Source organism: Bacillus coreaensis, assembly GCF_050586445.1.
Taxonomy (GTDB): domain Bacteria; phylum Bacillota; class Bacilli; order Bacillales; family Cytobacillaceae; genus Robertmurraya_A; species Robertmurraya_A coreaensis.
In genome coordinates this window covers 274,945-293,111 of record NZ_JBOCCY010000003.1, presented here as the reverse complement: position 1 = coordinate 293,111, position 18,167 = coordinate 274,945, and the positions used below count along the sequence as shown (strand labels likewise).

The 18,167-nt window shown below is 40.1% G+C and carries 19 protein-coding genes and 1 pseudogene; 10 read left to right on the top strand and 10 right to left on the bottom strand.

Translation table 11 applies throughout. The features are described 5' to 3' along the window. Positions 1-14: 14 nt before the first annotated feature. The 3 genes from ACQ5H4_RS07460 to acnA all read right to left on the bottom strand — a co-directional run bounded on the left by ACQ5H4_RS07460 (position 15) and on the right by acnA (position 4,386). Positions 15-428, bottom strand: coding sequence for a hypothetical protein (locus ACQ5H4_RS07460; RefSeq protein WP_430774322.1), 414 nt, complete (start codon positions 426-428; stop codon positions 15-17). Positions 429-511: 83 nt separating this feature from the next. Next, the gene (mtnA, locus tag ACQ5H4_RS07455; RefSeq protein WP_430774321.1) at positions 512-1,561 is read right to left on the bottom strand and encodes an S-methyl-5-thioribose-1-phosphate isomerase; all 1,050 of its coding nucleotides are present in this window, start codon (positions 1,559-1,561) and stop codon (positions 512-514) included. A gap of 116 nt (positions 1,562-1,677) precedes the next feature. After that, positions 1,678-4,386 (bottom strand): aconitate hydratase AcnA, encoded by a 2,709-nt coding sequence (acnA, locus tag ACQ5H4_RS07450; RefSeq protein WP_430774320.1) that lies wholly within the window; start codon positions 4,384-4,386, stop codon positions 1,678-1,680. A gap of 355 nt (positions 4,387-4,741) precedes the next feature. On the opposite strand from acnA, the gene sspO reads away from it, so the two are divergent. Then, positions 4,742-4,891 (top strand): small acid-soluble spore protein SspO, encoded by a 150-nt coding sequence (gene sspO / locus ACQ5H4_RS07445; RefSeq protein WP_430774319.1) that lies wholly within the window; start codon positions 4,742-4,744, stop codon positions 4,889-4,891. Positions 4,892-4,933: 42 nt separating this feature from the next. On the opposite strand, the gene ACQ5H4_RS07440 is transcribed toward sspO, so the two are convergent. After that, on the bottom strand, positions 4,934-5,194 hold the full coding sequence (locus ACQ5H4_RS07440) for a hypothetical protein (protein WP_119708487.1): 261 nt from the start codon (positions 5,192-5,194) through the stop codon (positions 4,934-4,936). A 110-nt stretch (positions 5,195-5,304) separates the two neighbouring features. Between ACQ5H4_RS07440 and ACQ5H4_RS07435 the strand changes: the two genes are divergently transcribed. Continuing rightward, positions 5,305-5,451 (top strand): small acid-soluble spore protein P, encoded by a 147-nt coding sequence (locus ACQ5H4_RS07435; protein WP_119708486.1) that lies wholly within the window; start codon positions 5,305-5,307, stop codon positions 5,449-5,451. 26 nt (positions 5,452-5,477) lie between these two features. On the opposite strand, the gene selA is transcribed toward ACQ5H4_RS07435, so the two are convergent. Next, positions 5,478-6,908: an L-seryl-tRNA(Sec) selenium transferase gene (gene selA, locus ACQ5H4_RS07430; RefSeq protein WP_430774318.1), complete on the bottom strand. Its 1,431-nt coding sequence runs from the start codon at positions 6,906-6,908 to the stop codon at positions 5,478-5,480. Positions 6,909-7,017: 109 nt separating this feature from the next. Between selA and ACQ5H4_RS07425 the strand changes: the two genes are divergently transcribed. Continuing rightward, positions 7,018-7,389: an Hsp20/alpha crystallin family protein gene (locus ACQ5H4_RS07425; protein WP_430774317.1), complete on the top strand. Its 372-nt coding sequence runs from the start codon at positions 7,018-7,020 to the stop codon at positions 7,387-7,389. Between the two features lie 55 nt (positions 7,390-7,444). On the opposite strand, the pseudogene ACQ5H4_RS07420 reads toward ACQ5H4_RS07425, so the two are convergent. Further along, a pseudogene (locus tag ACQ5H4_RS07420) lies at positions 7,445-7,627 on the bottom strand (Rdx family protein); the annotation flags it as partial. Positions 7,628-7,865: 238 nt separating this feature from the next. Between ACQ5H4_RS07420 and selD the strand changes: the two are divergent. Then, positions 7,866-8,903: a selenide, water dikinase SelD gene (gene selD / locus ACQ5H4_RS07415; protein ID WP_430774316.1), complete on the top strand. Its 1,038-nt coding sequence runs from the start codon at positions 7,866-7,868 to the stop codon at positions 8,901-8,903. Positions 8,904-8,957: 54 nt separating this feature from the next. Here the strand turns inward: selD and ACQ5H4_RS07410 are convergent, their stop codons facing one another. Both ACQ5H4_RS07410 and ACQ5H4_RS07405 read right to left on the bottom strand, forming a co-directional pair. Then, positions 8,958-9,905 (bottom strand): L-threonine 3-dehydrogenase, encoded by a 948-nt coding sequence (locus ACQ5H4_RS07410; RefSeq protein ID WP_430774315.1) that lies wholly within the window; start codon positions 9,903-9,905, stop codon positions 8,958-8,960. A 14-nt stretch (positions 9,906-9,919) separates the two neighbouring features. Further along, complete coding sequence (locus ACQ5H4_RS07405; protein WP_430774314.1) at positions 9,920-11,122, bottom strand: glycine C-acetyltransferase; 1,203 nt, start codon at positions 11,120-11,122, stop codon at positions 9,920-9,922. 346 nt (positions 11,123-11,468) lie between these two features. Between ACQ5H4_RS07405 and ACQ5H4_RS07400 the strand changes: the two genes are divergently transcribed. The 6 genes from ACQ5H4_RS07400 (at position 11,469) to ACQ5H4_RS07375 (ending at position 17,020) form a co-directional block, all read left to right on the top strand. Next, positions 11,469-12,353, top strand: a complete 885-nt coding sequence (locus ACQ5H4_RS07400) for a putative selenate ABC transporter substrate-binding protein (protein WP_430774313.1) — start codon at positions 11,469-11,471, stop codon at positions 12,351-12,353. Positions 12,354-12,363: 10 nt separating this feature from the next. Further along, positions 12,364-13,122, top strand: a complete 759-nt coding sequence (locus tag ACQ5H4_RS07395) for a phosphonate ABC transporter ATP-binding protein (RefSeq protein ID WP_430774312.1) — start codon at positions 12,364-12,366, stop codon at positions 13,120-13,122. Then, entirely contained in the window at positions 13,119-14,729 is a 1,611-nt protein-coding gene (locus tag ACQ5H4_RS07390) for a PhnE/PtxC family ABC transporter permease (RefSeq protein WP_430774311.1), read from the top strand. The genes ACQ5H4_RS07395 and ACQ5H4_RS07390 overlap by 4 nt, the downstream gene beginning before the upstream one ends. Before the next feature lie 150 nt (positions 14,730-14,879). Next, positions 14,880-15,680: a processed acidic surface protein gene (locus ACQ5H4_RS07385; RefSeq protein ID WP_430774310.1), complete on the top strand. Its 801-nt coding sequence runs from the start codon at positions 14,880-14,882 to the stop codon at positions 15,678-15,680. Between the two features lie 15 nt (positions 15,681-15,695). Beyond that, the gene (locus ACQ5H4_RS07380; RefSeq protein WP_430774309.1) at positions 15,696-16,295 is read left to right on the top strand and encodes a class D sortase; all 600 of its coding nucleotides are present in this window, start codon (positions 15,696-15,698) and stop codon (positions 16,293-16,295) included. A gap of 77 nt (positions 16,296-16,372) precedes the next feature. Continuing rightward, a complete protein-coding gene (locus ACQ5H4_RS07375; protein ID WP_430774308.1) occupies positions 16,373-17,020 on the top strand; it encodes a glycoside hydrolase family 25 domain-containing protein in 648 nt (215 codons plus the stop codon). A gap of 24 nt (positions 17,021-17,044) precedes the next feature. Here ACQ5H4_RS07375 and mscL read toward each other — a convergent pair whose 3' ends face one another. Both mscL and ACQ5H4_RS07365 read right to left on the bottom strand, forming a co-directional pair. Continuing rightward, the gene (gene mscL, locus ACQ5H4_RS07370) at positions 17,045-17,596 is read right to left on the bottom strand and encodes a large conductance mechanosensitive channel protein MscL (protein ID WP_430774307.1); all 552 of its coding nucleotides are present in this window, start codon (positions 17,594-17,596) and stop codon (positions 17,045-17,047) included. Positions 17,597-17,682: 86 nt separating this feature from the next. Next, positions 17,683-18,123: a peptidylprolyl isomerase gene (locus tag ACQ5H4_RS07365; RefSeq protein WP_430774306.1), complete on the bottom strand. Its 441-nt coding sequence runs from the start codon at positions 18,121-18,123 to the stop codon at positions 17,683-17,685. Between the last annotated feature and the right edge of the window lie 44 nt (positions 18,124-18,167).

Sequence of the window (18,167 nt, the reverse complement as noted above, 5' to 3'; positions counted from 1 at the left end):
TGTAAATGATTGATTTAAAATATTGCAGAAAGCGTATGAACGATCCAATAAGAAATAATGAATGTAAGGAGAGTATATACTGCAGCATGTATTGTTAAAGGCACACTCCACTTGTTTTTATAAGCCTTTCTGATAAAAAATAATACAGAAACAAAGGTCCCCAATAGAATCCCCTTTGAACCGCCTGAAAAATAAAGAATTTCAATGGGTCTTTCGAATAGAATACTTGGGCGAAAAAGGACGATGCTAAATTTATATATGAGAAACCATAAAAATAAAGCATTCGTTAATTCATCCATAAACATCTTAAAAAAAGACTTGTTCTCTTTTAAAGTAATTTTTACCGTAATGTATGTAGTTATACCCGCTAATAAGAAATACAGCCATTTATACGGGATGAGTAGTGGACCTAAAACAATTGTCTCCATGTGTAACTCCTTGCTTTTATTTTCTACTATTATACCCTGAGTAGTATAAAAAAAGAGAGCTACAGGAGCTCTCTTTACGCAAACTAATTAAATAATTTCTTTAGTTCCTCACTATAATTCCCTTTAATGACACCTTTTTCGGTAATAATTGCCGTGATGAGGTCATGTGGTGTTACGTCAAATGCTGGATTAAATACATTCACGCCTTGAGGAGCTGTTTCAATCCCGAACGCTTGAGTGATTTCTTCTGAACCACGTTCTTCAATTGGAATATCTTCTCCTGTTGGTGTTTCTATGTCAATTGTTGGCGTTGGTGCTGCGACATAAAAAGGAATATTGTGAGCTTTTGCTAACAAAGCTACTCCGTACGTTCCGATTTTATTAGCGGCATCCCCGTTCGCTGCCACACGGTCGCAACCAACGATAACTGCTTGTACCATTCCCTTTTTCATGACCATCGCTGCCATATTATCAGCAATCAAGGTTACATCTACTCCAGCCTGCATTAATTCCCAAGTGGTTAAGCGTGCACCTTGAAGGAGCGGTCTTGTTTCATCTGCGAAAACTTTAATATCCATCCCTTTTTCCTTAGCTAAGTAGATGGGTGCAAGGGCTGTACCATATTTCGCTGTCGCAATTCCGCCTGCGTTACAATGTGTAAGAACGGTCATTCCATCTTTAAGAAGGGTTAAGGCATGCTCTCCAATCGCACGACATAGTTCTTCGTCTTCATTACGGATTTCATGTGCTTCTTTTATTAAAGATGCTTTGATCTCGCTAATTGGTTGAGTTTGCTGTTGTTTCACAAGCTCGTCCAAACGATTTAATGCCCAGAATAGATTTACCGCCGTTGGTCTAGATGAAGCTAAATAATCCAGATGCTTTTTAAACACTTGATAAAAAGAATCAAAATGGTCTTCCGGTGCATCCTTTACCGCTAATACAAGTCCGTATGCGGCTGCGATCCCAATCGCCGGTGCTCCTCTTACCTTTAGTTGTTTAATGGCATCCCATGTGTCTTCTACGGTTTCCATTTCAATGAATTCAGTGATATGTGGAAGTTTCGTTTGATCTAGGATATGCAATCGACCTTGGTCGTCAAAAGTAACGGATTGAATAAAGTTAGTAGTCATCACTTGCTCCTCATCATGTTGTAATTGGTTGCTATTATATTTTAACAATATTCTGTATTTGAGCAACTATTTTTTATAAAAAAACCGTGTAGCTAAATGCTACACGGTCTGAGTAATTAGTTTTGTAATTTTTCACGAAGAACCATTGGTAGAATTCCACCGTGACGGTAGTAATCGATTTCTACTTCTGAGTCGAAACGTACAAGAACTTCAAATTCTTTCTTGCTTCCGTCTTCAGCAGTAGCTGTAACTTTTAATAAATCACGTGGTCTTACATTTTCATCCACTTGAACGTCGATAGTTTCTTTACCAGTTAGACCAAGTGTATCAGCGTTTTCTCCATCTTTGAATTGAAGTGGAAGAACACCCATTAATACAAGGTTTGAACGGTGAATACGCTCAAAGCTTTCAGCTAAAACGGTTTTGATTCCAAGAAGGTTTGTACCTTTTGCTGCCCAGTCACGTGAAGAACCCATTCCGTAGTCCTTACCTGCTAGAACAATTAGGCCTGTTCCATCTTGCTTATACTTCATACATGCATCATAGATAGATGTTACTTCACCAGTTGGCCAGTAAGTTGTAAATCCACCTTCAGTACCAGGAGCCACTTGGTTACGGATACGGATATTTGCGAAAGTTCCACGCATCATAACTTCGTGGTTACCACGTCGAGAACCGTAAGAGTTGAAATCACGAATTTCTACTCCGTTTTCAAGAAGGTATTTTCCAGCAGGTGTGTTTTTACCAATTGCACCAGCAGGAGAAATATGGTCGGTTGTTACAGAGTCACCAAACTTCGCTACTACCTTTAATCCAGCTAAAGGTTTTACTTCTTCTGGATCTGGCTTTAAGCCTTCGAAGAATGGAGGGTTTTGAATATATGTTGAAGTATCATCAAACGTGTATAAAGAATCGTTGCTAGTTTGGATTTCGTTCCAACGAGCATTGTCATCAAAGACATTTTCATATTCTCTTCTGAATAGTTCAGGTGTAACCGTTTGTTTTACAACTTCATTTACTTCAGCAGTAGTTGGCCAAATGTCCTTAAAGAATACATCATTTCCGTTACGATCTTTACCAATCGCCTCGTTTTGAAGATCGATATCTACTGTACCAGCAAGTGCATATGCCACAACTAGTGGTGGTGAAGCTAAGTAGTTACCTTTTACAAGTGGGTGAATACGTCCTTCAAAGTTACGGTTACCAGAAAGAACAGATGTGATTAGAAGGTCATTTTCTGCCACTGCTTTTTCAATTTCATCCTTAAGAGGTCCAGAGTTACCAATACATGTTGTACATCCGTACCCTACTAGGTTGAATCCTAATTGATCAAGATAAGGTAGTAAGCCAGAATCTGAAAGATAACCTGTTACAACCTTTGATCCAGGTGCTAAAGATGTTTTAACGAATTTAGGTACTTCCATACCAAGCTCAACTGCTTTTTTCGCCACTAAGCCAGCCCCTACTAATACGTATGGGTTAGAAGTATTAGTACAGCTCGTAATTGCCGCAATTGCCACAGCGCCCGTCTTCATAACAGTTGTGTCGCCATTGTCGAAAGTAACGGTTACTTCTTTGTCTTTTTCAGACTCTGTTAAACCGAAGCCTTGGTTGCCTTGAGGAGCAGTAATCGCTTCATTGAATTCTTTCTTCATTTGAGATAGAGGAATTAAGTCTTGTGGACGCTTTGGACCAGAAAGGTTCGCTTCAATGTCAGCAAGATTAATTTCAACTACATCTGTATAAACAGGGTTTAATTCTGGATCGAAGAATAAACCATTTGCTTGGCAATATGTTTCAACAAGCTTGATTTGCTCTTCTGTACGTCCAGTTAAACGCATATATTCTAATGCTTCTCCATCTACTGGGAAGAAACCACAAGTTGCACCGTATTCTGGAGCCATGTTAGCAACCGTTGCACGGTCAGCTAGAGGTAACGAAACTACACCAGGTCCGAAGAATTCAACGAACTTATTAACTACCCCTTGCTTACGAAGAACTTGTGTTACTTTAAGGGCAAGGTCAGTAGCTGTTGCACCGTTTGGAAGTTCTCCAATTAATTTAACCCCAACAACTTCAGGTACTGGGAAGTATGAAGGCTGACCGAGCATTCCTGCTTCTGCTTCAATACCACCTACACCCCATCCAAGAACACCGATACCGTTGATCATCGTTGTGTGTGAATCTGTTCCAACTAGTGTGTCTGGGAATGCTTCGAATTCGCCATCAGCAGTTTGGTTAGTTAAAACCACACCTGCTAAGAATTCAAGGTTAACTTGGTGAACGATACCTGTAGCTGGTGGAACCGCACGATAGTTATCAAATGCTTTTTGAGCCCAGCTAAGGAACTGATAACGCTCTGTGTTACGTTCAAATTCAAGATCCATATTTGCTTGAAGCGCGTCTGCTGTACCATATTTATCTACCTGTACAGAGTGGTCAATAACTAGGTCAACTGGTTTTTCTGGGTTAATTTTGTTTGGATCTCCACCAAGATCAGCCATTGCTTTTCTTAATGATGCTAAGTCAACAACTGCTGGAACACCAGTGAAGTCTTGTAGGATAACACGTGAAGGCTTGAAAGGTACATCTACTTCTTTTACATCACTTGTTCCCCATTTTGCTAAGTTTTCAACATGCTCTTTTGTTATAACACGGCCATCATACTGACGAAGAACCGACTCTAGCAATACTTTAATAGAGTATGGTAAGTTAGAAACTTTCCCAATTCCAGCTTCTTCTAAAGCTCCTAAATGATAGTAGTGATAGCGCTTCCCGTCGATTTCAAAGGACTTACGGGATTGGAATACATCTTGATTAGACATATGATTTACCCCCATTACAATGTTCATATACCAATAGATTGATAGTCGAAAAGTGAATAAAATGAATTTTCTTCAAACTTTTCTTTCAATATTATCTTAATACAACCTTTTATATAAGTAAATAACAAGAAAGTTATTGTTTTTGATAAGTTGTGCTTATGTTATTTTCTATTGCCTTGTTTTATATCATTTAAATCTTTAATTCATGGATGTGACACTTTTGATTCGAAGTAAAAAGGTTTTAGGTAAAGCTATGGTGGAAAAATAGTGTCCTTATTTACACTTGAGGGGATTTGATAGCGTTGTCAGTATGATCCATATCATTTTGGTGAAAATATCAGTGGAGGTGATAGAAATGGCAAAAAGAAAAGCAAATCATATAATCCCAACCACGAACGCAGCTAGCGCTCAAGGAGCTGGCACTGGTTATAATGAAGAATTTTCAAACGAACCTTTAACCGAAATGCAAAAGAAAAATAATAAAAAGAGGAAGAAAAATCAATAGTGCAAAAAGCTGACTCGATTATCTCGAGTCAGCTTATCTATCTTACTCAGTCATATTTACTTCTGAGACAATCGATTGTAAATCTTGTTGAAATCTTTCTAGCTGTGCTCTTTGGGTTTCAGACGCCACCTCAAGTGCATTTTCTATTTGGGCATACGCTTCGTTTACCTCTTTTTTCAAGTGCTTTAACTGATGTCCATAGCTAGCACTGTCTTGAACAATATCGTTATACAGCTCCTGCGCTTCATTAACGCCTTGCTGTGCAGCTAAAAATGCATGTTGTTTGTCCTCTTTATAAGGCATGTAAGCCTCTCCTTTCTTTATTTGCTTGAGGTTAAATTGTGCAGGTAACCATAAAAATATTCGGTATAAAAAATCTTGCGGATTCCATCCTATCAATAGGAGGGATGAAAATGAACAAAAATGACGGAAAAGACATGCGTAAAAATGCACCAAAAGGTCACAATAACGGTAGCCAACCAGAGCCACTAAGCGGTTCAAAAAAGGTGAAAAACCGTAACCATACGAGACAAAAGCATAACTCCGGACATGATATGTAATAAATTAAAGAGCTGTAGGAAACTCCCTACAGCTCTTTTGACAGCATCCTATCAACGGAAACTAACGCATCAATAATCATATCCTCTTCTTCTACTGTCACCGTTCGTAAATCCAATAGCAGTTCATCCTTTTGAATACGTGCCACAACAGGAGGGGTATTTTCGGTTCGCAGACGGTTAGCTAGTGTATCTGCAGTCATGGACTCACTTTTGATATGAACAACTTCAGTAGGAAGCTCCACGTCTGGCATCGTTCCTCCGCCTACTTGGCTAGTTGCCTCCTTGCTGGTCACTGTATAGCCGCTTGTTTGTTGTGTTAGCCGGTCAATAAACTGGTGGGTTCGTATTTGTACCTCTTTTTCTGTGGCAAGTAGATCTCGTACCACAGGAATGGATTGTATCGCTTCTTTCCCTTTACTATAATCTAGTAAAGTCCCCTCAAGGGCTGCTAAAGTCATTTTATCCACTCGTAGCACGCGAGCAAGTTGGTGTTTTTTTAACTGGTTGATAAATATCTTTTTACCAGCAATGATCCCTGCTTGTGGCCCACCAAGTAGCTTATCCCCACTAAATGAAACAAGGTCTACTCCTTGTTTAAGAACATCAGACACAACGGGTTCTTCCCCTATTCCATGTTGACTATAGTCGTATAGTGCACCGCTACCTAAATCCTCGTAAAAAATAACAGACTTATGACTCTTTGCTAAATCCACTAAATCGGATGTTTCTACTGACTTTGTAAATCCAATCACTTTAAAATTACTTGTATGTACCTTCATAATCATCGCTGTGTCTTCACTAACAGCATTTTCAAAATCATACAAATGTGTTTTATTTGTTGTTCCCACTTCTACGAGCTTTGCCCCGCTCTCTTCCATAATGGAGGAAATACGGAAGGAACCTCCTATTTCAACCAGTTGTCCTCTTGATACGATCACTTCTTTTTGAAATGCTAGCGCACGTAGAATAAGAAAAACCGCAGCTGCGTTGTTATTTACGACCATTGCGGCTTCTGCTCCAGTTAATCGTTTAATAAGCTCTTCTACATGATCATGTCGTGAGCCCCTTTCTCCTTCTGCTAACTTGTATTCGAGGTTAGAGTAGTTTTGGGCGGTTTGAATGACATGATTTATAGCGTTCTGGCTGAGGCGCGCTCTGCCCAGGTTTGTATGTAAGATGGTTCCAGTGGCATTAATGACTCTTTTAATCGTATATTGATAAGCGTGTATTAGTTCATATTCTGTTTCTTGAAAGAGCTGATCTATAAATGGTTGGGTTCCCGGTAAATCCCCTTCCCAGCAACCAGAAAGTAATTGCTCGCGAATGCTATTGACGACATTTTTTAAAATCAGACTTATTTCGTTTTTGTCAATTCCGTATGCTTGTGTGAGTGTAGAAAAACGATCGTCTTTTTGAAGCTCATGAATCGGTGGTATATATCGTACAAACTCCTTCAAAATTAACCCTCCAGCCCTTATTTTGCCTGTTTAGTATAACATGTTTCACCGCTAGAAAAAATTCTCATACGATAATAACAGTTATCAACTACATGAGAGGAACACAGCGATGACATCTTCAAAAAAGAATTCTGACTCCCGGTCAATCGACAAATGGTTAGAAACCTTATTTTTGGACCCGCTTACAACTTTTTTGGACGAAACTGCCTTTCGCATAGATATATTTGAATCAGGAACACAGTTTATTATTGAAGCAGATATTCCAGACCCATCCACTGAAACAACCGTTTCCCTTCAGGAGAATACGGTTGTTATCTCTGTCAATTGTGGCGGAAAGATACGAACTAGGAAGGTGGATTGGCCATTTGATGTGAGAGCCCATGAGGTTGTTGCGTACAAAATCGATCAAGTACTAGAGATTTCTATTGATAAGGAAAAAACGTTAGCACCGGTAGATCGTCTAATAGAGATAAAGAGGTAGCCTCTCTTTATAAAAATGAAAAGCCGTCTATTACAAGACGGCTTTACTACTATATTTAGCTTTCCATTTTTGCGATAATGTCTGGGCTTTTTGGAAATACGCCCGTTTCCGCTTTTGAATACATCTTTTCACCATTTACCGTAACTTCGAAAACCCCACCAGATGCAGGTATGAGCTCTAGTTTTGTAATGTCCTTACGGAAATGATTAAACAGGTCCTCCGCGAAACTCGCGGCTTTTGGTGCGTAGTTTCACATCATGCAAAATTCAACTTTTACCTCAAAAGACATCGTAGCTTCCTCCATTTTCAGCAGAAAGATTTCACAAAACTTTCATTTCTTTGTGATAATACTATTTTATTACAGGGTTGCTAGTTTTAGCAAGGTTACGAAATTCTTAAATCTCCTGTCGGGAAACTACCAAAAAAGTGCTTTTCCCCCGCTTAGGTTGTATACTATTTTTTGGAGGTGAGTAATCATGAGCGAGTTAGAAAAAGTACGACTAACTTCCCTTTCTACAAAGGCTGGTTGAGGCTGTAAAATTGGTCCTGAGGACTTAGCGCAAGTTTTGCGCCTTTTACCTGAACAAAAAAGAACACCGGAGCTATTAGTGGGCCATGAAACGTCTGACGATGCAGGGGTGTACCAATTAACTGATTCTTTAGCTATCATTCAAACAATTGATTATTTTACACCAATTGTTGATGACCCATATATGTTTGGTCAAATTGCAGCAGCTAATGCATTGAGTGACGTCTACGCTATGGGTGGGACACCGAAAACGGCATTAAATATTGTTGGTTACCCTGTCAAAAAGCTGGGACCCGAAATTTTATCTGAGATCTTAAAAGGTGCGAGTGATAAGGTAGTTGAGGCTGGTGCCTTAACGATTGGCGGTCACTCCATTGATGATCAAGAGCCTAAATTTGGGCTTTCAGTAACTGGAATCGTTGAACCAAATAAAATTTGGAAAAACATTGGTGCAAAGCCTGGTGATGTACTTGTCTTGACGAAACCGATTGGTGTTGGCATTATGACTACTGGAATTAAGCGGGCTGTTGTAACAAAGGAACAAGAGGAAACGGTAACTCTGCTTATGGCGGAGTTGAACAAACAGGCTTGTGAACGATTGAAGGATTTCACTCCTCATGCCGTAACAGATGTGACAGGATTTGGCTTGCTTGGTCATGCGAGTGAGATAGCTCGTGGAAGTGATGTTAGTTTTGAAATTGATTTTGAGCGAGTGCCAGTTCTTAATGGTACATATGAGCTGGCTGAGCAAGGGATTGTTCCTGGAGGTTCTAAGTCCAATCACAAATGGCTTGAAAAGGATATTCATTACAGCAGTGAAATAACGTTACACCAACAACTGGTCCTTTGCGATGCCATTACTTCAGGTGGACTTTTAATTGCTCTCTCTTCGGAGGAAGCAGAGGAGTACACTTCTATTGATAGCGTATATACCGTTATTGGCCGAGTAGTTGAAAAGAAAGACAAACTTATTTATGTAAAATAGTCACTAAAAACAGATAAAAAAGGGGTTAACCGCATGGTTAGCCCCTTCCCCGCACTAGATCATTTTTTTTCTTAATTTATCCAGCATGTCGACGGTCATCGTCTCTAAATTATATTCTGCCTTAAATCCCCATTCTTCCTTAGCAGCGGTACAATCAATCGAATCCGGCCAACTGTCAGCAATCCCTTGTCGAATGGGGTCAACATCGTATTTCATCGTGAAATGTGGAATATGCTTTTTAATTTCAGCCGCAATTTCTTCTGGTGCAAAGCTCATAGCGGTCACATTAAAGGAATTGCGATGGATAAGTTGAGATGAATCCGCCTCCATTAAATCAACAATAGCAGTTAAAGCATCCGGCATGTACATCATATCCATGTACGTTCCTTCTTTGATATAGGATGTATACTGTCCAAATTTAAGAGCCTTGTAATAAATTTCTACTGCGTAATCAGTCGTTCCTCCACCCGGTGCTGTTACGTAGGAAATTAATCCAGGGAAACGGAGACCTCTCGTATCAACTCCGTATCGATGATAATAATAATCAGAAAGCAGCTCACCCGCGACCTTATTTACTCCGTACATCGTGGTTGGACGGTGTATAGTGTCTTGAGGGGTATTTACTTTCGGAGTCGTTGGGCCGAAAGCTCCAATTGAGCTCGGAGTGAAAAACTGACTTTTGGTCTCGCGAGCTGTTTCTAAAGCATTCATTAACCCACCCATATTTAAATTCCAAGCAAACACAGGATTTGCTTCTGCTGTCGCTGAAAGAAGTGCGGCCATATGAATAACGGTATCTGTTTTGTACTTATTCGCAACATCAAGCATTCTAGCTCCGTCTGTCACATCCACAACTTCAAATGGTCCACTTAAAGCTGCTTCGCTTTCATTTTTACGAATATCTGTCGCCACTACATTGTCAGCACCGTATAATTCTCTTAATTTAACGGTTAGCTCTGACCCAATTTGCCCTAATGCCCCCGTTATCAAAATGCGTTTCATGTTTTTCCTCCCGATTATGCTTCCTCTGAGATGATTCCTAGCTCTTTCCCAACTCTTTCATAGATGACAAGTGCTTGATCTAGTATCTCCTTTGTATGAGCTGCGGAAGGCATATTTCTTACCCTTCCAGTCCCTCTTGGTACGGTTGGGAAGACAATCGATTTGGCGTACACACCCTCTTCATAAAGGCGCTTGCTAAACTTCTGAGTTTTTACTTCCTCACCAATGATGCATGGAGTAATTGGTGTTTCACTGTCGCCGATATTAAAACCTAATTTGACAAGGCCTGCTTTTAAATAATTCGCATTATCCCAAAGCTTTTCGTTCAGTTCCGAGCTTTCCGTTAATAACTCGATGGCACGAATACTTGCAGCCACATCGGCCGGAGTTAAAGAGGTGGAGAATAAAAACGGTCTACTGCGAACCTTCAACCAGTCAATTAAATCTTGCTTCCCTGCCACATATCCCCCGACCACTCCAATGGCTTTTGATAAAGTTCCGATTTGTAGATCTACTTTGTCGGATAATCCGAAGTGCTTAACCGTTCCCGCACCTTTTCCAAGTACACCGGAACCGTGCGCATCATCTACGTACGTAATTAAATCAAACTCTTCTGCAATTTGAACGATTTCAGGAAGCTTGGCAATGTCACCATCCATGGAAAATACCCCGTCCGTAATCACCATTACCTTATTGTAGAGTCCTGACTCTGTTGCTTCCTTTGCCTTTACACGAAGATCATCCATGTCTGAATGATTGTAACGAATGATTTTTGCTCGTGATAAGCGGCAGCCATCGATAATGGAGGCATGGTTTAATTCATCAGAAAGAATAGCATCATTTTTATCCATAATTCCTGAGATAGCAGCCATATTACAATTAAAGCCTGATTGGTAGGCAATGGCAGCTTCTGTTTGCTTAAATTGAGCTAATTTCTCCTCAAGTTCTAAGTGAAGCTTTAACGTTCCATTGATTGTTCGTACAGCACCCGCACCTACTCCAAACTTTTCAATGGCTTCTATTGCTGCTTCTTTTAGACGAGAATCGGTTGCAAGTCCCAGATAGTTATTGGAGGAAAGATTCACAAGCTCTTTTCCGTTAATTGTAATCATTGGACCGTTTGCGCTTTCTAGTGGGTCGATGACGTTATAAAGACCCTTCCCCTTTAAATCTTCGAGATTTTCAGTTAAAAACTTCGCTAATTTCTTACTTGGCATACCATTCATCCCCCTTGCAATGTTGTTTCAAAATAAACAACTGTCCACTGTAAAAAGACAGTTGTTATGTATTTTAAACGTTGAAATATAAAGGTTTTTATAGTTTTTACTTTAGCATATTTTCTTACGTTGTGCATAGTGCGTGGACAAATTTCATATGAATTACATTCTCGAAATTGATAAAGTATTCCTATTACAATAAATCAGTAGTGTAAAACTTTAAATTTTAGTATGATTAGAAAATGAGGTTTTTTATGATTACTTAAATAACGTGAGGAAAATGTATTAATAAGGATTTTTATTCTACATAATAAATAAATATTTACTAAGGTTTGGGGGAACTAAAATGAAAAGATTAGTAACTTTTTTGACGTTTGTTATACTACTTGGTCTTCTAAGCGGTTGTGTGGAGGAGAACGAGACATCTGAGCAAGAAGAAACAACCAAACAAACCCTAAAAATTGGTGCGATTCCAGACCAAGATGTTTCGGTTTTAAGTCGTAGCATGGGTGAAGTGGCGGACTATCTTTCTAATGAGACTGGTTTAGAGGTTGAATACGTACCATCCGTAGACTATGCAGCGCTAGTAACGGCCTTTGAACGAGGTGAAATCCAACTGGCTTGGTTTGGTGGCTTAACGGGTGTTCAAGCAAGAAGCCTCGTTCCAGACGCGGAAGCTATCGCTCAAAGACCTCGTGATGAAGAATTCCACTCTGTTTTTATTGCTCAAAAAGAACTTGGATTAACATCGTTAAGTGATTTAAAAGGAAAAAGCTTTACTTTTGGTAGTGAAAGCTCCACTTCTGGACATTTAATGCCTCGTTATTATTTAATGGAAGAAGGAATTGATGCCGACCAAGATTTTAACGGCAAACCATCTTACTCTGGTTCTCACGATAAAACTTATAAGCTAGTAGAGTCAGGTGCTTATCAAACGGGTGCTCTAAACGTAGCCGTTTGGGAGGCAGCAGTAGCAGAAGGAAAAGTCGATACGAACAAAGTGGATGTATTTTATACGACCCCTGCCTACTACGATTATCACTGGACAATTAATACGCTTGAAGGATACGATTCCGACGTAAAGCAAAAAATAACAGATGCCCTTCTTACTATGGGTAGTGAACAGCAAACGATTTTGGATCTTTTCCAAACGGATAAGTTTATAACAACAAAAAATGAAAACTACGAAGCCATTGAAAAAGTGGCAAAACAAATCGGTATTATTAAATAGAGGTGTAGATGTGGAGACCAGTCAAAACATCATCGAATTAAAAGATGTATCAGTCTCTTTTGACGGGAAGATAGCCTTATCTTCCCTTTCTTTATTCATTAAAAAGGGTGAACGAATTGCCTTAATTGGCCCGAGCGGTGCGGGAAAAAGCACGCTCTTAAATGTGCTGTCTTTGTCAAATATCAGTGGAACGGGAACCATCATGATTGATGGGCAACCTCCCTCCTTTTATCGTAATCGCAAAGTACGTGCCAAAAAGATTGGTGTTATTCGTCAGCAGTTTGATTTAGTGAATGCTCTCCCTGTCGTACATAACGTGTTAGCTGGGAAACTAGCGGACTGGAGTTTATTCAAATCTGTTCTTTCGTTAGTGATTCCTCAAGAGAAGGAAATGGCCGAACATGCACTTTCACGAGTAGGATTGGGTCACAAAATGTTTGAGCGAACCGCTTCATTGTCTGGTGGTGAGCAGCAGCGTGTGGCATTAGCCAGATTGCTCGTGCAACAGCCTGAAATTATCCTAGCAGATGAACCAGTTGCCTCTCTCGATCCTGCTCGAGCGGAAGATGTGTTAGACATATTAACAAAGCTTGTTCAAGAAGAAAAACAGACACTGATTACGAGCCTTCATTCAGTTGATTATGCAAAAAAGTACTTTACTAGAGTCATTGGTCTAAGACAAGGTGGAATGGTTTTCGATCTTCCTGTTGACCAATTAACGGAAGGTCACCTCAAAGAGTTATACAAATTGAGGGAGACGAGCGAATGAAACAGAGTCTTAGATTTCAACAAAAAAACCTTCTCACTCTTATTTTAGTTCTAGTATTTTTATGGAGCTTACGTGTGATTGATTGGAAGGAGCCGCTTCTTCATCCGGGTGGAGGTGCAACCTTCCTCCAAATTATTGAAGCGATGGTACACCCTGATCTTTCTCCTGACATTCTTCTCCTCGCCCTTGATTCTGCTTGGGTGACGATTACCTATGCAGTGGCTGGAATGACAATTGCCATCGTTATTGCTGTTGTTTTTGGGGTTCTGGCTTCAGGTGTATTACAAAGCTCTAAGAAGCCTTTGAGTAAAAGCTTTTTCCGAGGGTTTCTTGGTTTCCTTCGTGCTATTCATGAGCTAGTTTGGGCGTTGTTGTTTGTAGCTGCTTTCGGTTTAACACCTTACTCAGCTATTTTGGCTATCGCGATTCCATATGGAGGAATTCTAGGGAGGATCTTCGCTGATATGCTGTCAGATGTAAAAAATGAACCGATTCAATCTTTACAGTCAACAGGTGCGTCTAAGTGGCAACTGTTATTTTATGGATATTTTCCGCTTGTAAAAGCAAATATGATTTCTTATACACTGTACCGTTTCGAATGTGCGGTTCGTTCCTCTGCGGTCATGAGCTTTGTTGGTTTAGGAGGACTAGGGTACCAGATCCAGCTTTCATTGGATGATTTAAATTACGAAGAAGTGTGGACATTTGTATTATTTTTAATGGCTATTGTGATCGTCATTGACGGATGGAGCAGCCAATGGCGTTCTCGTCTAGCGAAACGCTCCTCAAGCTTTTCTCTGCTATCATTTTTCATATCCATTGCATTAGTGGTGGGGTCTTGGATATATTTGTATGCAGTCGAGCATGCCTCTTTTTTCACTTTGTTTACAGACGAAAATGGTCAGTATGCAAAAAAGTTTTTCTTAAGCTTACTTGGAATGGGTGAAGAGTCTCCTGTCTTTTTTTCGGCTCAGAGCTGGCTTCTGACCCTGCAGTTGACTTATGATACGCTGATGATGAGTATTATTGCTATAGGAATAGCCACGATTGTTATGCTAATCACGGTTGTCCCTGCTGCACGAAATGTAGCAAATGGAAAGCTAACGATGAGTCGTTCTCCCTTTCATTGGGTATCTTTCTCTCTCATTCGAGCTTCCTATATTTTGAGTAGAGCGGTACCAGAACTGATTTGGGCCATGATGATTATTTTTATTTTTCAACCAGGTATCCTTCCGGGTGCGGTTGCACTAGCCCTTCATAATTTTGGTATACTTGGAAAGCTATGTGCTGAGGTTATTGAAGATCTTGATGAAAGACCTATTCGGCATCTTTCCTCTTCAGGAGCGAGTCACGCACAAATCTTGTTATATGGTGTCCTTCCCTCCGTCCTTCCGAAATTTTTAAGCTTTATCCTTTATCGTTGGGAAGTGATTATGAGAACAACGATTGTTGTAGGTTTTGTTGGTGCAGGAGGGCTTGGTCAGCAGTTTAAGCTTAGCATGAGTTATTTCCATTATTCAGACATTACGTTGATTATTCTTTGTTATTTATTGCTTGTATGGTTGGCTGACTTTTTATCCGAGCTTTCGCGTAAGGCAGCCAAATAATACAAACTTGAGTACCTCTTTTTACGAGGTGCTCTTTTTTTTGTTCCAATATTAGCAAACAATAACATTCATTAGGAAAATCGAGTATGTTTTTTCATAAATTTACAAACAATACCATTATCGATACTTTCGAAATGGAGGATTAGTATAGTGAAAAAAATAAGTGCGCTTATCTTCTTCGGTCTTATTTTTTTGCAATTGGGCACTCCGATTGCCCATGCTGCTGTGACGGATACGGAGCTTAATGAAATATTAGCAGACTACGATTTATCCAGAGAAGAACTGGATGTGATTTTGGCTGAATACGGTACAACGGTTGAGGAACATGAGTCCAAGCAAGAATTAGCAGATGCAGTTGATTTTTATTTAAATCACCTTTCTGTATTAAAGGATCTCGAGGAATTTCTAGCTTCGATTGGCATCACAGAGGGCGAAGCTGATCAATTGTTTGCACACCTCGAGAAAATCGATTCGGATGAAATGCAGCAACAAATGGTAGCTTTCGATACAAGAATTGAGGAAATAATGTTGGCTTCTGACTCAGAGTTTACAGATGATGAAAAAGAAGAGCTCTCTTCCCTGTTTGCGAAGATGATGGACGCTATGCAGTTAGTTCCTTCCTTTTATTTAGTCGATTCAACAGGAGCGCAAACGGGTATATCGTATGAACAGCTATTACAGGCGAATGAATTTACAAGTGACGCTCTCTTTGTACAATTGCATAGTTCAAGTGGTGAGTTGCTAGCGGATGTTGAGCTAACAAACGCCATGCTTTCAGGAGATTTCGTTTTGAGTGCTTTTGAAAAGGTTGCAGATGTTGGGGAACTAGTGGCACAACTTCCTGAAACAGCAAGTTTTTATGGAACGGGAATCATTCTTGGTCTCATTCTAGCTTTCTCTGGCCTTGGTCTTTTCTTGATACGAAAGAAAACGATCTCCACAATAAAATAATACATGAAGATAAAAATGCAGGCAGTAGGCTTTCTCCTTTTAGGGGTTAGTCTTATTGCTGTCAACACGTATTACTATTTACAAGGAATCTCTTCCGTCCAACAGGTTAAAATAGAGCCATCTTCTTCTGTAAAATTTACAGAAGAACATTCTGACAAACAGTGGCCAGTGTATGAAGTGAAACCATCTATCGGTGAGAAATTTGGTGAACTGTACATTCCTCGATTAGAGAAAGTGTTTCCTATTTATGAAGGTACTGGAAAAGAAGTATTGCGAACAGGAGTCGGTCATTATATTCGAAGTGCTTTGCCCGGTGAAGAAAATCATACGATTCTTTCAGGTCATCGAGACACCGTATTTAGAGGCTTGCGTCATCTGAAAGAAGACGATGAACTGGTCGTTGCAACAACAGAAGGAACTTTCACCTATAAAATCTTTCGCATTCGTATTGTAAAAGCGGACGATCATACGGTAATGACGCCAAAGCCTAGTGCAACTTTGACGTTGACAACCTGTTACCCCTTCTATTTTTTAGGCAATGCACCAGAGCGTTATATTATTAGTGCCAAGCTCATAAATAAAAATCGCGTGATTACTTGGAATCATCTTAGGTAATCACGCTTTTTTTGGAATGAGGACAAGATTCTCCCGATATAATCTAAAGTTAACATAAGTTGAAGGGAGAATGGCCATTGGCTTATTATTGGGGAGTAGACTCTGCTGCAGAAGTAACGGAGGACCTGTATAGTTGTGTGGAAAAGGGATTTGGGAAACCATCCTATTGGGGAAGATATTTAGCACCCATTCCTGGAAAAGTAGCTGGGCTCACGAGAGAAGAAGTACGTTTTATTCGTAATAGAGGCATTAAGCTGTTACCGATATTAAGTAATTTTAGTGAAGCGGTTGGATACCGGGAAGGAAAAGTTGTCGCACAAAATGCCATTTATCATGCAAGACGACTAAGTATCCCAAAGGGCAAAGTGGTATTTGGCAATATTGAGAAGTTTTTTAAAGTAGATGAAGAATGGATTAGAGGCTTTGTCGACGCGTTGTACCCGAGTGGCTACAAAGCTGGCCTATACCATGATCCGGTTCATGGAGAATTTAATAAAGCGTATTGTGCCGCTATTGCTAAAGATAATAAAGTGGCCAACCAGCTCATTTTGTGGAGCGCAGAGCCTGAACCTGGTCCGACCAGAGCAAGAAGCGCTCCTAACTTTCGTCCGAAAAAGCCGTCATGTAAGGCCAATGTGTGGGGCTGGCAATATGGCCGCGATGCATCACAATGTCCGATTGATACGAATGTATTTAATAGCCGCCTTTATGAATTACTATGGTAACGTTGGAAAAGCACTTGAGAATAGCTAGCTCAAGCGCTTTTTATTTTGTCGAAAATGAATTTTTACTCGGGTATTATTATCTTGTTCCCCAACCTCATCTTCCCCACCGATCGTAAGTTGCGAGGTACATTGTGGGCACCGTACAGCCTTTGCAGGAATATTTGACAAACAGAATGGACATTCCTTTACCGGGATGCTAACAACAGGCACTTTTTTTAAACGCCCTATCTGTAAAAGGACAAAATAAGTTGCAAATGAAATAATGGCAAAATCAATAATGGTACCAATAAATACGCCATAGTTAATCGTAATCGCCCCTGCTTCTTTCGCTTCAGCTAAAGTCGTGTATGTTTGTCCTGTCAGGGAAAAGTACATGTTTGTGAAGTTGACTCTCCCTAAAATAAGGCCAAGCGGCGGCGTAATAATATCCTTCACGAACGAGTCCACCATTTTAACAAACGCTGTTCCAACGATGACCCCAATCGCCATCTCAACGACCGTCCCCCTTGTTGCAAAATCTTTAAAATTCTTTAAAAATCGAATGGTCGTCCCCTCCCTTTTGCACGCTTGTACCAATATATGAAAGAGGATTGTGGTTCATTCATTAGAGCGGTGTGTGGCTTGGGCAACAAAAAAGAGCCCATATGGACTCTTCTTTTGTATTATTCAGCGTCGAATACGCGAACTTCTTTCATTGTGTCACCGTTTCTCATCGCTTTAACAGCACTAATTCCTGAAGTTACTTTACCGAATACAGTGTGAACTCCGTTTAAGTGTGGTTGTGGCTCGTGAACGATAAAGAATTGGCTTCCGCCTGTATCTTTTCCAGCGTGTGCCATAGAAAGGCTGCCTTCCTCATGTTTGTGAGGGTTTCCTACTGTTTCACATTTGATAGAATAACCAGGGCCGCCTGCTCCTGTTCCAGTTGGGTCTCCCCCTTGACTTACGAAACCAGGGATAACACGGTGGAAAGTAACTCCATCGTAGAAACCTTCGTTTGCTAATTTTTCAAAGTTTTCAACTGTAACAGGTGCTTCGTTCGGGAATAAGTCAAATTCTACTTTTTCCCCATTCTCCATTGCTATATATCCTTTTTTAGCCATTGTGAGAACATCTCCTTCTTATGTAAAATCAGTTTATATCATAT